This is a genomic window from Pantoea sp. MHSD4 (assembly GCF_021043305.1).
GTDB lineage: Bacteria > Pseudomonadota > Gammaproteobacteria > Enterobacterales > Enterobacteriaceae > Pantoea > Pantoea eucalypti.
Map to the genome: position 1 here is coordinate 653,561 of NZ_JAJNDH010000001.1, position 14,843 is coordinate 668,403.

Genomic DNA, 14,843 nt, shown 5'->3' on the forward strand with positions numbered 1-14,843 from the left:
CAACGATGCGCCGAGTATAGGAGCGTGATGTCAGGCGTTTATGACAAATATGAACGGCCGCTGACATTTTCCGTTTATCTGGCGTTGTTTTACTGGCGGCTATCCACAGTCCGCAGGAGCGAGGCGATGACAGCCACACCAATACTGGAAATGCGGGGCATTACCCGACGCTTCGGCAATTTTTATGCCCTGAAGGGTGTCGATCTCACGGTCTGGCCCGGTGAGGTTCATGCACTCATGGGCGAAAACGGCGCGGGTAAAAGCACACTGATGAAGATTCTGGCCGGTGCCTATACCGCCAGCAGCGGGGAAATTTTAATTGAAGGAAAGCCCTGGGCACTGAAAGGGCCGAAAGAGGCGCTGGCTGCCGGGATTACCCTGATTTATCAGGAGATCAATCTGGCACCCAACCTGACGGTGGCGGAAAACATTTTTCTGGGTAGCGAAATTGCACCCGGCGGGCTGGTGAAGCGGCGACAGATGGCTGAAGAGGCGCAGCGGGTCATTGATCGGCTCGGCGCACAGTTCAGCGCCTGGGATTTAGTCAGTCGTCTGAGCATCGCCGAGCAGCAGCAGGTGGAGATCGCCCGTGCGCTGCAGCGCAACAGCCGCATTCTGGTAATGGATGAGCCGACCGCCGCGCTCTCTAACCGCGAAACCGAACAGCTGTTTGCATTAATCAAACGGCTGCGCAGCGAAGGCATGGCGATTATCTACATCAGCCATCGTATGGCGGAAGTGTATGAGCTGTCTGACCGCGTCAGCGTGCTGCGTGATGGGCAATATGTGGGCAGCCTGACCCGTGACCAGCTTAACGCCAGTGAACTGGTGCGGATGATGGTCGGACGCCCGCTCAGCGACCTGTTTAACAAAGACCGTGCGATCCCTTTAGGCGACATCCGGCTGGCGGTGAATCACCTTACTGATGGCGGCAAAGTGCATCCCAGCAGTCTGGCAGTGCGGGCCGGAGAAATTGTCGGGCTGGCCGGGCTGGTAGGCGCCGGTCGCAGCGAACTGGCGCAGCTGATCTTCGGCGTACATAAGCCGAAAGAGGGCGAGATCTGGATCGACGGTGAGAAGGTCACCATTCATTCGCCGCGTGATGCGATTGCCCGTGGCATCGGCTTCCTCACCGAGAACCGCAAAGAGCAGGGACTGTTTCTGGAGATGGCCGCGCAGGAAAATATTGTGATGGCGACGCTGGAACGTGACGCCAGTTACGGGATGCTCAACCGACGCAAAGGGCAGACCATCGCCAATGAGGCGATCGCCTCACTCAATATTCGTGTTCCGCATGCTCAGGTCCGGGCGGGCGGTCTGTCCGGCGGGAACCAGCAAAAGCTGCTGATCTCGCGCTGGGTGGCGATTGGCCCGCGCATCCTGATTCTGGATGAGCCGACGCGCGGCGTCGATGTCGGCGCTAAAAGCGAGATCTACCGCATGATGCAGGAGATGGCGCGGCAGGGCGTGGCGATTTTAATGATCTCCAGCGAACTGCCGGAAGTGGTCGGGATGAGTGACCGCGTTTACGTGATGCACGAAGGCACCATCGTCGGTGAGCTGGAGGGCAGCCACATCAGTCAGGAAAATATTATGACGCTGGCAACCGGTGCGCACAGCGCGTCAACAGGCGAAATCTAAGGAGACCACCATGACACAACTGGCCCGCACCAAAGCGCCGACGCTGAAACGCGCCCTGATGGGCGATCTGCTGCAAACGGTGGGTATCCTGCCGATTCTGATCCTGATCGTGGCGGTATTTGGTTTCGTCACGCCAAACTTTTTTACTGAAGCTAACCTGCTCAACATTACCCGTCAGGCGTCGATCAACATTGTGCTGGCGGCGGGCATGACTTTCGTCATCCTCACCGGCGGTATCGATCTGTCGGTGGGGTCGATGCTGGGCACCACGGCGGTGGTGGCGCTGGTGGCGTCGCTGGACCCGATGCTCGCCTCCCTGACCATTCCGATGGCGCTGGGCGCGGGTCTGGTGATGGGGCTGTTCAACGGCATCCTGGTCGCCTGGGCCGGATTGCCCCCCTTTATTGTCACGCTGGGTACCTACACCGCATTGCGCGGAGCGGCGTATCTGCTGGCGAACGGCACCACGGTGATCAACTCCGATATTAACTTTGAATGGATTGGCAACGGCTATCTCGGGCCGGTGCCGTGGCTGATTGTGATTGCCTTTGCGGTGATTGCCATCTGCTGGTTCATCCTGCGTCGCACCACACTGGGCGTCCATATCTACGCCGTCGGTGGCAATATCCAGGCTGCACGCCTGACGGGCATCAAGGTTGGCGTGGTGCTGCTGTTTGTCTACGGCATGAGTGGCCTGCTGTCAGGGCTGGCCGGGCTGATGAGTGCCTCGCGGCTCTACAGCGCCAACGGCAACCTGGGCGTAGGTTATGAGCTGGATGCGATTGCGGCGGTGATCCTCGGCGGCACCAGCTTTGTCGGTGGTATCGGCACCATCACCGGCACGCTGATTGGCGCACTGATTATCGCCACGCTGAATAACGGCATGACGCTGATGGGCGTCTCCTATTTCTGGCAGCTGGTGATCAAAGGCGCAGTGATCATCATCGCCGTCCTGATCGACAAATACCGTACCCGTCATCATGTGAGTTGAGGCTTAAAAGGGCGGATGCGTTATCTGGCCTCCGCCACCTAAAAAACGCCATTAAGTGGTTGGCACCTTGAAAACAGCAGGAGAAGGTCTATGCGTTTTAATCCGATTGTAACCGGGCTACTGGCGGCAACGCTGTTCAGCACCGGCCTGGCTCAGGCAAAAGAACTCAAATCTATCGGCGTAACGGTCGGCGATCTGGCTAACCCTTTCTTCGTGCAGATCACCAAAGGCGCAGAGATGAAGGCGCGTCAGCTGGCGGGCGATAAAGTTAACGTCACGCTGGTCTCCAGCGGTTACGATCTTGGTCAGCAGGTCGGCCAGATTGATAACTTTATTGCAGCAAAAGTCGACATGATTATCCTCAACGCCGCCGACTCAAAAGGGATCGCCCCAGCCGTTAAACGGGCGCGTGACGCCGGTATCGTAGTGGTCGCGGTTGACGTGGCAGCCGATGGCGCGAATGCGACCATCACCTCCGATAACACCCAGGCAGGCGCAATGGCCTGTAAATATATCTCTGACCGTCTGAAGAACAAAGGCAATGTGGTGATCATCAACGGACCGCCTGTCTCTGCCGTGCAGAACCGTGTGGAAGGCTGCATGAACGAGCTGAAAACCCATCCGGACATCAAGCTGCTCTCCTCCAACCAGAACGCCAAAGGCAGTCGTGAAGGCGGACTGGAAGTGATGACCGGTCTGCTCTCGGCTAATCCAAAAATTGATGCGGTATTTGCCATCAATGATCCGACGGCTATCGGTGCGGATTTAGCGGCGAAACAGGCGCAGCGCAGCGAGTTCTTTATCGTGGGCGTCGATGGATCGCCGGACGGGGAAGAGGCATTGAAGCGTAAAAACTCACTGTTTGTCGCCACGCCAGCTCAGGACCCGCAGGTGATGGCTGCCAAAGCGGTTGAGATTGGCTATGACATTCTGCAGGGCAAACCGGCTCCGGATAAACCTGTGCTGATCCCGGTGAAGCTGATCGATCGTAATAATATCGGCAGCTATCAGGGCTGGACGGTGAAATAAGCGTTAGAGCGGCACCTTCGGGTGCCGCTTTCAGGAGGCCACTATGCAACGTTCAGAGGTTAACGACTACCTGCAACATACCCGCGAATTTTTCCGGCAGCAGGATGTGCATCTTCCGCCCTGGGCCGATTACAGCATCCGTCAGTGGCGCGCGCAGGATCGTGAAGTGATAGAGGAGATTCTGGCACTGCGACTGGGCTGGGATCTCACCAGTTTTGGCGCGGCTGATTTTTTTCAGACCGGGCTGACGCTGTTTACTCTGCGTAATGGCTCCCCTGGCGGACAGCCCTGGCATAAACCCTACGCCGAAAAAATTATGCACGTACGTGAAGGGCAACTGACACCCATGCACTACCATCCGCGCAAGATGGAGGACATCATCAATCGCGGTGGTGGCAACCTGATTGTTGAACTGCATAACCGCGACGGAGACGGGCTGGCCGACTCGCCGGTGGTGGTGTCGCTGGATGGCGTGCGACAGACCCATGCAGCCGGAACACAGCTGCGGCTTTCACCGGGTGAAAGTGTGACTTTGGAGGCGGGTATCTGGCACAGCTTCTGGGGCGAAAGCGGCTTCGGTGACGTGCTGGTGGGCGAAGTGTCGATGCCCAATGATGACGAAAACGACAATGTGTTCCTGACACCGCTGGCCCGTTTCAACCCGCTGGATGAGGATGAAGCGCCACGCTGGCTGCTGTGTAATGACTATGCGCATGCCTTTCTCTGAGCTGCATTTATTGCGTTCATTGCCTGACTCTTTTCAATCAATCCCAGTGCAAAATCTCAGTGCAACATTACCGGCCTCACGGCGGCAGGCCGGGCTGAGCGTGTGCTGTGTTTACCTCAATGATTTCGCGAGGTGCTCAGCGCTATTCAGCCTGAGTTTTCTGATACTGCGGGCGGGCGGCTCACCGAACAGGCGTGCATATTCACGGGTAAACTGCGTCAGACTTTCGTAGCCCACATCTGCCGCAACAGCGGCGACATTACCGGGGCGTAACATAAGCGCCTTGCGCGCCTCGTAAAGCCGGAGATGTTTTTGATACTGCAGCGGGGAAAGTCCGGTGCTGGCCCGGAAACCACGATGAAAGGCTGAAAGACTCATGCCCGCAATCGCCGCCATATCCTCAATACGAAGCGCGGCGGCATAGTGTGTACGCAACCAGACCAGCGCCTTTCTGATCTTCGCGAAATACCCGTTCACCTCTGCTGCCTGACGCAGTAAACCGCCCTGTGGGCTCAGCAACAGCCGATAAAGAATCTCGCGCTCTACTAACGGCGCCATCACCCTAATCTCGCCAGGCTTTGCTATCAGGCGCACCATCCGCAGCCAGGCATCCACCAGCGCCTCATCCACCCGATTGACTGACATGCCATTCTTTGTTTTGGGCGCATCGGTCATGGGCATCTGATGCAACAGTTCGCTGATAGCAGTGAAATCCAGTGTCAGGCGCACCGCCAGATAAGGTGAGGTTTCACTGGCCTCTGTAATTTCGCCTGTGGCGGGCAGGTCGAACGACGCCGTGAACATCTCTCCGGCGGAATAGCGGAGAGAGCGTTCGCCCATCTGCAGCCTTTTTTCTCCCTGCAGTATCAGGCTGACGAAAGGCGAATAGATTTCCGGCGGCAGGGGCATCGGCTGACTGACGCGGTAAAGATCCACGCGCGGAATCGCCGTCGCCGTGAGTTCATCAGCCGTGCATGCCAGCATTTCATCTCTTATCGCATCAAGCCTGTTTATGGGACACCTCTCCGGCGGTTGCCGTGTGCAGAGTGAGAAAAGCAGTAACAGGCAAATTTTAGGCAGGATTACAGCCGCCGCACAATCGGCTGAGGATTATTCTCGCTCTCTGACCATTTTACTGAAGGGGATGACATGAGAATTGAGAACGCCGTGATTATGATTACCGGTGCATCGTCGGGCATCGGAGAAGCCACCGCGCGTGCGGCGCTGGAGGCGGGTGCGCAGGTTATTTTACTGGCACGACGCAAAGACCGCCTGGTTGCCCTCGTGGGAGAATCAGGCAAAGCACTGGCTGTGGCCTGCGATGTGACGCAGCCAGAGCAGATTGCAGATGCTGTCAGGCAGGGGATAGCACGCTTTGGCCGGATTGATGTGTTAATCAACAATGCCGGGCAGGGGTTGTTCGCGGCGGTTGAGGAGATTGCTGCAAGCGAGTTCAGAGCGCTGCTCGACCTGAATCTGATCGCGCCGCTGATGATGATGCAGGCGGTGATCCCGCAGATGCGGGCGCAGGGCGCGGGGTGCATTATCAACGTCAGTTCCGGTGCGACTCTGGCAACCTGGCCGGGATCGGCGGCCTATACCAGTTCCAAAGCGGGACTGAATATGCTCTCCGGCGTGGCACGGCTGGAGCTGGCAGACGCCGGGATAACGGTATCTGCTGTTTATCCATTCATGACCGTCTCGGAATTTTACCAGTCGGTGAAATCGGGGCAGGACGTTGCGATTGCGCAGGCACAGCAGAGCGCCGCAATTGCGCATACGCCACAGCGCGTGGCTGAAACGATTCTCACCGTCATTCAGAGCGGAGAGGCGCAGGTCGATCTGGTGCCGCGCGCCTATGGCGGAAGTTATGAGGGATGAGTACCGGCCAGCGGAACGCAGGCCGGGTAAAGTGATTCAGGCGATCTGGCTGGCGCGTAGCGCGGCTTCGGGTTTCATCACGTCAGCGGAAAAGACATAGCCCAGCCCGCGAATGGTGCGAATCAGGTCGGGCTGATGCGGGTTAGTTTCGATTTTGCGGCGCAGTCGCATGATCAGCACATCGATGGTACGGTCAAATACGTCCAGGCTTTCGCTGTGGGTCAGCTCCAGCAACTGATCACGGGTCAGTACTTTGCGGGCATGACGCACCAGCGCGTGCAGCAGGCTGTATTCTCCCTGGGTCAGCGGCACCAGTTCATGCTGCGGATTAAACAGCTGGCAGCGGCCATCGTCCAGTTGCCAGCCGCCAAAACGCCAGCCCGCCTGTTCGGGGTGAGCCTGCGCAATGCGTCCGCTGCGACGCAGAGCCGCACGGGCGCGCGCCACGACCACGCGTGGATTAAAAGGTTTGGCAATATAGTCATCTGCACCCATCTCCAGACCCACGACCATCTCCGCTTCCGAACCCATACCCGTCAGCATAATCACCAGCACGTCCGGCCGCTGACGCTGGAGCTGCTGCAACACCAGCAATCCGTTGGTATCGGGCAACATCATATCCAGCATCACTAGTGAAATTTCCGGGTGTTCGCTGAGCATGGAGAGCGCCTCGCGTCCCTGATGACAGCTGTAGACAGTTAACAGATGTTCACTTAACGCATCCTGCAGGACGTCGCAGACAGCAGGATCATCATCCACCACCAAAATCGCTGGCTTCATGGCGCGGCCTCAATGTTACGAAGGAGTTAATTCTGGAGTCTACACAGGCCAGAAATGGTTGCTGAGGCAGCGTGCTGAAACGTGACCAGCTTCGCCTGTGAGAGTGCGGAAGCGTGCGCTGGCGCAGAGTTTTTCAGGGTGACGCATTTGCCGCAGGAAAACGATTGCGCGGAATCGGTGCATTGCACCATAATCGCGCCCTGTTTTGATTCGGAATCTTCTTAGGCGTGGCCGGCTCTGCCAGGTAATCGATTGCGTCGGCAGGTGGCATGGCAATTGCTTAGGCCAACAGGTAACACAGGGATTTCAGGCGGTTCTGGCAAGCAAGTATGCAGCGGCCAGGGCAATGGCCCGGAAACAGAATAAATCAGCATGCAAAACCCCTTTGGCAAGTGAGACTCCTGTCTCCTGTATCGAGAGATGATGATGTTAGAAAAACTATTCAAACTCAAAGCGCATAACACGACGGTTCGTACCGAGATTATCGCCGGGATCACCACTTTCCTGGCGATGGCTTATATTCTGTTTGTGAACCCGAGCATTCTGGGCGCAACCGGCATGGACAAGGGCGCGGTATTTGTCGCGACCTGTCTGGCGGCGGCGATTGGTTGTGTGCTGATGGGGCTGATTGCCAACTATCCGATTGCGCTGGCGCCGGGTATGGGACTGAACGCTTTCTTCACCTATACCGTGGTGCTGCATATGGGCTACACGTGGCAGATTGCGCTGGGTGCGGTGTTTCTTTCGGCGGTAATTTTCTTCGCGATGTCACTGTTTAAGATTCGTGAGTGGATTATTGCCAGTATCCCGCTGCCGCTGCGTGCCGGGATTGGCGCTGGTATCGGGCTGTTTCTGGCAATTATTGCGCTGGAAGGGGCAGGCATCGTGGTTGATAACCCGGCGACGCTGGTGGGTATTGGCGATCTGACTAAACCCGGCCCGCTGCTGGCGATGCTGGGCTTTGTGGTGATCGTGGTGCTGGAAGCACGCCGCGTAACCGGTGCGGTGCTGATCGGCATTCTGCTGGTGACCTTTATCTCCATGGGCATTGGCCTGTCGCCGTTCGCGGGCGTTTTCTCAGCTCCGCCATCGATTGCACCGACCTTTTTGCAGCTTGATATTGCCGGGGCATTTAACGTTGGCCTGGTCAGCGTGATTTTTGCCTTCCTGTTTGTCGATGTGTTTGATAACACCGGCACACTGCTGGGCGTGACCAAACGTGCCGGTCTGGCTGATGAGCAGGGTAACGTGCCGAAGATGGGCCGTGCGCTGATTGCCGACAGTGCCGCTGCACTGTTTGGTTCGCTGCTCGGCACCTCGACCACCACCAGTTATGTGGAATCTGCGGCGGGTGTGAGTGCCGGAGGCCGTACCGGCCTGACGGCGATCGTGGTAGGTGTGCTGTTCCTGCTGGCGCTGTTCTTCTCGCCGCTGGCCTCCAGCGTGCCGGTCTATGCCACCGCACCTGCGCTGCTGTTTGTGGCTGTGCTGATGACATCCGGTCTGGCTGATATTGACTGGAAAGATATTACTACCGCTGCGCCAGTCACCGTGACTGCGTTGACCATGCCGCTGACCTATTCTATTGCTAACGGCATCGCGTTTGGTTTCATTACCTGGACGCTGGTGAAGTTGCTGAGCGGTCGTGTGAAAGAGATAAATGCGGCGCTGGTGATTCTGTCGATTCTGTTTGTGATTAAGCTGGGATGGCTGAGTGCTTAGCTGTTGCCTGGCGGCAGGGATGTTACGCCTTGCGGCGGGCTGGCGCTGAGCGGGTTACGCTGAGAAGGTTACGCCCGCCAGGCGGTGGGGAGTTTCAGTTTACCCGTGCAGGCGGACGCGTTAAGGGGCGTACGCCCGCCCCTTAACAATCCCGGCGTCCGGCAGCCTTCGCGCCCCGCTTTGCGGGGTGCCTTCGTCACGCCCTGCGGACTGCGGACCGTCCGGACGCGCCATCCGTGGCGCGAGCCGTCCTTTCGCCGACGTCCTGTCGGCTCATCCTTGCCTCCGGTTGCTCCTCAGCGCTTCGGATGCCTCAGGTAAACCCCCGCCTTTAATATCCTGGTTTTTATCGGACATAGCGTTGTCTGGTGGTTTGAAAACCAGAGCTAATTTTGAAAACTATCAGCGGCAATGCACCAGCATTAAAAATAAGAGACAACAGTTGATAGGGTGAAAGGCCATTCTTCCTGTCAGGCTTAAAACCGCAGGCAATCCTTCAGACTTGCTGCAATTACTTACCCAACACAAAAATAAGCGATATCAGCGTGGGTAGAAGGCCATTCTTCCTGCCCGGCAGAGAGACACAGATAATCCTCCGGACTTACAGCGACGACGTACCCAACACAAAAAGAAGAGATAAAAGCGGGGAAGGGAGGCCGTCAGAACCGCTGAGCGGATGAGGGATTTCAGGACGAGCGGCAGGGATGCCGCGAAGAGGCGGGTTCGCGCCAAGGATGGCGCGTCCCGCCGGTCCGTAAGAAATCCGGAAGAAGCGAAGGGACCGCGAAGCGGCGGTGAAGCAGGCCGGAGCCCGGGGTCAAGGGGGCGCGGCGACTGGCGCCCCCTTGTGGGTCGCCTGCAGAGGCGTAACTGAAACTGGCCAGCTCACCAGGCGAACGAAACCCTCTCATAGCCCGTTCGCGCAGCGAACAAACACCAGCTTCAGCTCCGCACTCAAGCCCCGTTCGCGCAGCGAACACTCCCCCTCGCCAGCGGCGAAAAACTTACCTGAAAGGCGGCTCATTGAACGTCCGCAACTTACGCGAATGCAACTTATCACCCTCGGCGCGCAGCAACTCAACCGCATGAATGCCAATCTGCAGATGCTCCGAAATCGCCCCTTCGTAGAAGCGGTTCGCCTGACCAGGCAGCTTAATCTCGCCGTGCAGCGGCTTATCCGAAACGCACAGCAGCGTGCCATACGGCACACGGAAGCGATAACCCTGCGCGGCAATAGTGGCGCTCTCCATATCGACTGCGACGGCGCGGCTCAGGTTAAAGCGCAGAGCCGACGCGGAGTAGCGTAACTCCCAGTTGCGATCGTCAGTGGTCACCACGGTGCCGGTACGCAGACGCTGCTTCACCTCTTCGCCAGGCATATTACTCACGGCTTTTGTGGCGTCGTAGAGCGCGCGCTGCACTTCGGCAATGCTAGGCACCGGGATGTCTGGCGGAAGCACGCTGTCGAGCACGTGATCGTCACGCAGATAGGCGTGGGCCAGCACGTAATCGCCAATTCGCTGGCTCTCACGCAGACCGCCACAGTGACCAATCATCAGCCAGGCGTGAGGGCGCATTACCGCGAGATGATCGCAGATGGTTTTAGCATTCGACGGGCCGACGCCGATATTGATCAACGTAATACCACGGCGATTCGGCGAAGTCAGATGCCAGGCTGGCATCTGGTGCTTCTTCCACGCCAGATCAGAAAGCATCGACTCACTGTCGGCGGTGTCCGAGGTCAGCACTACATCGCCGGCACAGGCCAGGCTGTCGTAAGGGGTATTGGGATCGCGTACCTGCTCAATCGCCCAGCGCACAAACTCGTCAACATAACGGGTGTAGTTAGTGAACAGCACAAACGGCTGGAAGTGCTCCACGCTGGTGCCGGTGTAATGACGCAGGCGGGCCAGCGAGAAGTCGGTGCGCAGTGCGTCAAAATGCGACAGCGGGAATTTGGCGTCAGCGTGGAACAGACCGTCGGTGGTCTCATCGCCAATCTGTGACAGCTCGGTGGTCGGGAAGTGGCGTGCAATACCGGCACTCATGGTACGATCCAGTGACAGATCGGAGCCGTCGATCACGTAAGGATAGGGGATCTCCTGGCTGGACGGCACCACGTCAATCTCCAGCTGATACTCCTTCTCCAGCATTGCCAGCTGTTCCGCAATATAGTGACGCAGCAACGCCGGACGGGTGACGGTAGTGCTGTAACTGCCGGTGTGGGTAAAACGTCCCCAGGCACGTGTGCGGTTCTGCTGCGGGCCTTCGCCGTGCCAGGTGATGCGCAGCTCGGGGTAGACAAACAGTCCCGCTGCCCGATCGGCCTCATCCGGCAGCGTGCCGTTTTCGGTGAAGACTTTAATCGCCGCACGCAGCGCATCAACGGCACTGTCGTAGAGGCGTTCAAGTTCATCCAGCGCCTGCTGGCTGGTCAGGTTTTTCCGTAGTGTCGGCATGGTTTCTCCTTCCATTTTTTTCCGCAATTTGCCCCAAGCTTAGCGGGTTTGCTGCAGAGATTGGTGAAGAATCTGTGATTGCTGATTTTTCGCGCTAACGAAGCGGGAAATCTGAGCAGTACGGTTTTAAGGATGAGTCAGTCGCACTGAGGTCCGTTAAGTAAATCTTTACTATCAGACAGGATGATTAGCCGTCATTAACCGCGTTACGGGTGACGAATGCGCCGTAAAGCAGCCTTATGCAAGCCGGCGGTAATCGATCATAACGTCAGGTAAATAATCAGAATTGCTACAGCGGACAGGGCGGTGAGGCAGAATCTGCCGTAACGGGATTAAAAAGTTTGTAACCATGATTAATTTGCGCCGGAAAGACTTTGCATATTTCTCAGCCCCCTATCATCATTAGATCTCCTATCCAGTCACTTCTGATTTGGTAATCCTTTGCAAAATCCCGGCGTAGCAGTGATGCAGGCGATCAGGCGCACGGCGTGGTATCCAAAACGCCGCTCTTATCGCACGCTCTACTGGCGTGAAATATCGCCACTGGCAGTGCCTATCTTCTTCGAGAACGCCTGTGTGTTGTTGATGGGCGTTCTGAGCACCTTCCTGGTCAGCTGGCTGGGTAAAGAGGCGATGGCAGGCGTGGGCCTGGCTGACAGCTTCAACATGGTGATCATCTCATTCTTTGCCGCCATCGATCTCGGCACCACGGTGGTGGTGGCGTTCAGCCTGGCAAAACGCAACGGGAAGCGCGCCCGCGCCGCCACGCGACAGTCGCTGGCTATGATGACGATACTTGCCTTTGTGCTGGTGATCGCCATTGAGTTCTGGGGCCATTTGATTGTCGATGCGATCGCCGGTGCAGCCGATCCCAAAGTGAAAGAACTGGCGCTGAGCTATCTGCAGACGTCCGCCTGGAGCTATCCGGCTGCGGCCATCACACTGATCGGCAGCGGGGCGCTGCGCGGTGCAGGCAACACCAAAATTCCGATGCTGATTAACGGCGGCATGAACATCCTGAACATCATCATCAGTAGCGTGCTGATTTATGGCTGCTTCTCGTGGGACGGTTTAGGCTTTATCGGGGCCGGACTCGGACTTACCATCACCCGCTATATCGGGGCGATCGCGGTGATTTACGTGCTGATGATCGGCTTTAACGCCTCGCTGAAAATCACGCTATCGAGCTATTTCCGGCGCTGGAACAGCAGCATCCTGATGGAAGTTTTAGGCATAGGTGTGCCTGCCAGTATCGAGTCTGTGTTGTTCAACGGCGGCAAACTCCTGACCCAGGTCTTTGTGGCAGGGATGGGCACCAGTGAAATTGCCGGTAACTTCATCGCGTTCTCTGTTGCATCCCTGATCAACCTGCCGGGCAATGCGCTGGGCTCTGCATCCACCATTATTACCGGCACACGATTAGGCCGGAATCAGGTGTTCCAGGCGGAACGCCAGGTGCGGCATGTTTTCTGGCTGGCGACGGCATGTCTGAGTGCGATAGCGCTGTTGACCGTACCGCTGGCCGGGTTACTGGCCCGCTTCTATACCAGCGACCCGGAGGTGATAAACGTAACGAAGCACCTGCTCTGGCTTAACGCGCTCTTTATGCCGCTATGGGCCGCGTCCTGGGTGCTGCCCGCCGGACTTAAGGGCGCGCGTGATGCGCGTTACACCATGTATGTCTCAATGTTCAGCATGTGGTGCGCCCGTGTGGTGGCCGGTTATCTGCTCGGCATTGTGCTTGGGATGGGGGTTACCGGTGTCTGGCTGGGGATGTTCCTCGACTGGACGGTGCGCGGCATCTTCTTCTGGTGGCGGCTCAATAGCGGTAAGTGGCTCGATCGCTACCGGAAGATGATCGCCAAAACCGGTTAGCGTTCTGCTTACGCCTTCCCTGATTCTGGGGGAGGCGTTAAATCTCATTCCCGCCCCAAAAAATAACATCTCCGTCACATCTCCAGACTTCTGGTCCTAAATTCAGACAGTTGCACAAAGCCAGCCTCATCAGACGGGGTTAGCGTAATGCCTGCTGCGCACTGACGCAGAGACTACTTATCAAGGTGACCCTATGATCCGTCTCAAAACGGCGCTGGCACTTCTGCCGCTGCTGTGTAGCTGCCCGCTGTGGGCGACAACCTTTGTCTATGTGTCGAATGCTGAATCCGGCACCGTTTCCCGCTATCAGCTCAGTGAGGCGAACGGCAGCCTGAAATGGTGGGGCGATACGCCGGCCGGAAAAAAAATCATGCCGCTGGCGGCCAGCCCGGATGGTAAACATCTCTATGGTGCGCTGCGCAGTCCGCCTTATTCGATCATCAGCTGGCGCGTTACCGGGCCGCAGGGTGATTTGCAGAAACTGGCGGTAACGCCGGTTGCAGCTAGCTTCCCGTGGATTACCACTGATAAGAGCGGACGCTATCTGCTGGCCGCCTCCTATGACAGCGATATCGTCACCAGCAACCGGATTGATGACAAAGGGATTGTGACCGCGCAGGTCACGGGCGAAGTGAAAACCGGGCCCCATGCCCATTCCGTAATTACCGACGTCACTAACCATTCACTCTACGTTGGCAATCTTGGCGCGGATCGGGTGCTGCAATATACCTTTGCCAGTGACGGGGCCATCACGCCACTGGGCACCGGCTTTGTTCAGGGAGAGAAGAACAGCGGTGCGCGGCATTCGGTGATCTCGCCGGATAATCGTTTTCTCTATAACCTCACGGAAATGAGCGGCACCATCACCCAATTCCGGCGCGCGGCGGATGGCTCACTGACAGAGCTGAAACGCTGGCCAAATGCGGTGGCGAAGAAATATAACCTGCAGCATGGCGAGCAGCGCCCGGCGGGTTACAGCGATCCGACACCGCGCATCTGGGCGGCAGACATCAAAATTACGCCGGATGGGCAATTTATCTACGTGACCGAGCGCACCTCCAGCACCGTCAGCGGCTACCGGGTGGATAAACAATCCGGTGAGTTAACGCTAATCGGCAGCTGGCCGGTTGAAAAACAGCCGCGCAGTATAGCTATCGATGCAAAGGGCAAATGGCTGATCGTCAGCGGCGAGAAGAGTGCCGTGATTGGCAGTTACGCTATCGATCCTGCCAGCGGCGAACTGAAACGGGTCGCTGAAGCACCTGCTGGTAAAGGCGCGAACTGGGTGACGCTGATTACGCAGTAACAGACCTGTTTCTGGCGCTGACTAATCAGCCGGGCAGGCTGCTTATGCCATCTCCGGCATAAGCAGCGCAGAAATTTTTGCTTCAGATTGCGCGCACAAACAGGTTTACTCAGGTTATCAACCGATGCGGAGAACCTGAGATGAAACAGAAACTGATAGCCTGGTTTGAACAGCTGCTGAGTGGCCCCGGAGTGAGTCAGCATGGGCATGATATCAATGTCGAGCTGCTGCTGCCGCTGAGCCAGCTGTATGGGCTGGAATATTATCCGGCTGTGCATCGCTATCATGAAAAATAGTGGTTGTTGTGTTTTGTGTGTTTGAAGGCCCGTAATCTGAGCGGGCTTTTTTACGCAAGGGGATTGAGAGGCTGAGTCCGTTGATGAGTAGAGGTTCAATTTGGCAAAAATGCACTCAGGCAAAACAATAATGACG

The 14,843-nt window shown here is 57.2% G+C and carries 12 protein-coding genes; 9 read left to right on the forward strand and 3 right to left on the reverse strand.

Features of this window, described 5'->3' with window-relative positions; genetic code table 11:
- The first annotated feature begins 126 nt into the window (after nucleotides 1–126).
- From LQK91_RS02885 to LQK91_RS02900, 4 genes are all read left to right on the forward strand, one after another.
- A complete protein-coding gene (locus LQK91_RS02885; RefSeq protein ID WP_033743533.1) occupies nucleotides 127–1,641 on the forward strand; it encodes a sugar ABC transporter ATP-binding protein in 1,515 nt (504 codons plus the stop codon).
- Between the two features lie 10 nt (nucleotides 1,642–1,651).
- A complete protein-coding gene (locus LQK91_RS02890) occupies nucleotides 1,652–2,632 on the forward strand; it encodes an ABC transporter permease subunit (RefSeq protein WP_008926895.1) in 981 nt (326 codons plus the stop codon).
- A gap of 90 nt (nucleotides 2,633–2,722) precedes the next feature.
- The gene (locus LQK91_RS02895; protein ID WP_008926894.1) at nucleotides 2,723–3,661 is read left to right on the forward strand and encodes an ABC transporter substrate-binding protein; all 939 of its coding nucleotides are present in this window, start codon (nucleotides 2,723–2,725) and stop codon (nucleotides 3,659–3,661) included.
- 43 nt (nucleotides 3,662–3,704) lie between these two features.
- Complete coding sequence (locus tag LQK91_RS02900) at nucleotides 3,705–4,388, forward strand: D-lyxose/D-mannose family sugar isomerase (protein WP_105099040.1); 684 nt, start codon at nucleotides 3,705–3,707, stop codon at nucleotides 4,386–4,388.
- Nucleotides 4,389–4,499: 111 nt separating this feature from the next.
- On the opposite strand, the gene LQK91_RS02905 is transcribed toward LQK91_RS02900, so the two are convergent.
- Nucleotides 4,500–5,372, reverse strand: a complete 873-nt coding sequence (locus LQK91_RS02905; protein ID WP_105099041.1) for an AraC family transcriptional regulator — start codon at nucleotides 5,370–5,372, stop codon at nucleotides 4,500–4,502.
- Nucleotides 5,373–5,537: 165 nt separating this feature from the next.
- On the opposite strand from LQK91_RS02905, the gene LQK91_RS02910 reads away from it, so the two are divergent.
- Nucleotides 5,538–6,269, forward strand: coding sequence for an SDR family oxidoreductase (locus LQK91_RS02910; RefSeq protein ID WP_003852464.1), 732 nt, complete (start codon nucleotides 5,538–5,540; stop codon nucleotides 6,267–6,269).
- Between the two features lie 36 nt (nucleotides 6,270–6,305).
- Here LQK91_RS02910 and LQK91_RS02915 read toward each other — a convergent pair whose 3' ends face one another.
- Nucleotides 6,306–7,049, reverse strand: a complete 744-nt coding sequence (locus LQK91_RS02915; RefSeq protein WP_003852465.1) for a response regulator — start codon at nucleotides 7,047–7,049, stop codon at nucleotides 6,306–6,308.
- Between the two features lie 423 nt (nucleotides 7,050–7,472).
- Between LQK91_RS02915 and LQK91_RS02920 the strand changes: the two genes are divergently transcribed.
- A complete protein-coding gene (locus LQK91_RS02920; protein WP_008926891.1) occupies nucleotides 7,473–8,771 on the forward strand; it encodes an NCS2 family permease in 1,299 nt (432 codons plus the stop codon).
- A 1,004-nt stretch (nucleotides 8,772–9,775) separates the two neighbouring features.
- On the opposite strand, the gene LQK91_RS02925 is transcribed toward LQK91_RS02920, so the two are convergent.
- Nucleotides 9,776–11,230: an AMP nucleosidase gene (locus tag LQK91_RS02925; protein WP_008926890.1), complete on the reverse strand. Its 1,455-nt coding sequence runs from the start codon at nucleotides 11,228–11,230 to the stop codon at nucleotides 9,776–9,778.
- 465 nt (nucleotides 11,231–11,695) lie between these two features.
- Here LQK91_RS02925 and LQK91_RS02930 point away from each other — a divergent pair, with 465 nt between their 5' ends.
- From LQK91_RS02930 to LQK91_RS02940, 3 genes are all read left to right on the forward strand, one after another.
- A complete protein-coding gene (locus LQK91_RS02930; RefSeq protein ID WP_039659961.1) occupies nucleotides 11,696–13,105 on the forward strand; it encodes an EmmdR/YeeO family multidrug/toxin efflux MATE transporter in 1,410 nt (469 codons plus the stop codon).
- 193 nt (nucleotides 13,106–13,298) lie between these two features.
- The gene (locus tag LQK91_RS02935) at nucleotides 13,299–14,411 is read left to right on the forward strand and encodes a lactonase family protein (protein WP_105099042.1); all 1,113 of its coding nucleotides are present in this window, start codon (nucleotides 13,299–13,301) and stop codon (nucleotides 14,409–14,411) included.
- Between the two features lie 140 nt (nucleotides 14,412–14,551).
- On the forward strand, nucleotides 14,552–14,707 hold the full coding sequence (locus tag LQK91_RS02940) for a hypothetical protein (protein ID WP_003854427.1): 156 nt from the start codon (nucleotides 14,552–14,554) through the stop codon (nucleotides 14,705–14,707).
- Nucleotides 14,708–14,843 lie beyond the last annotated feature (136 nt).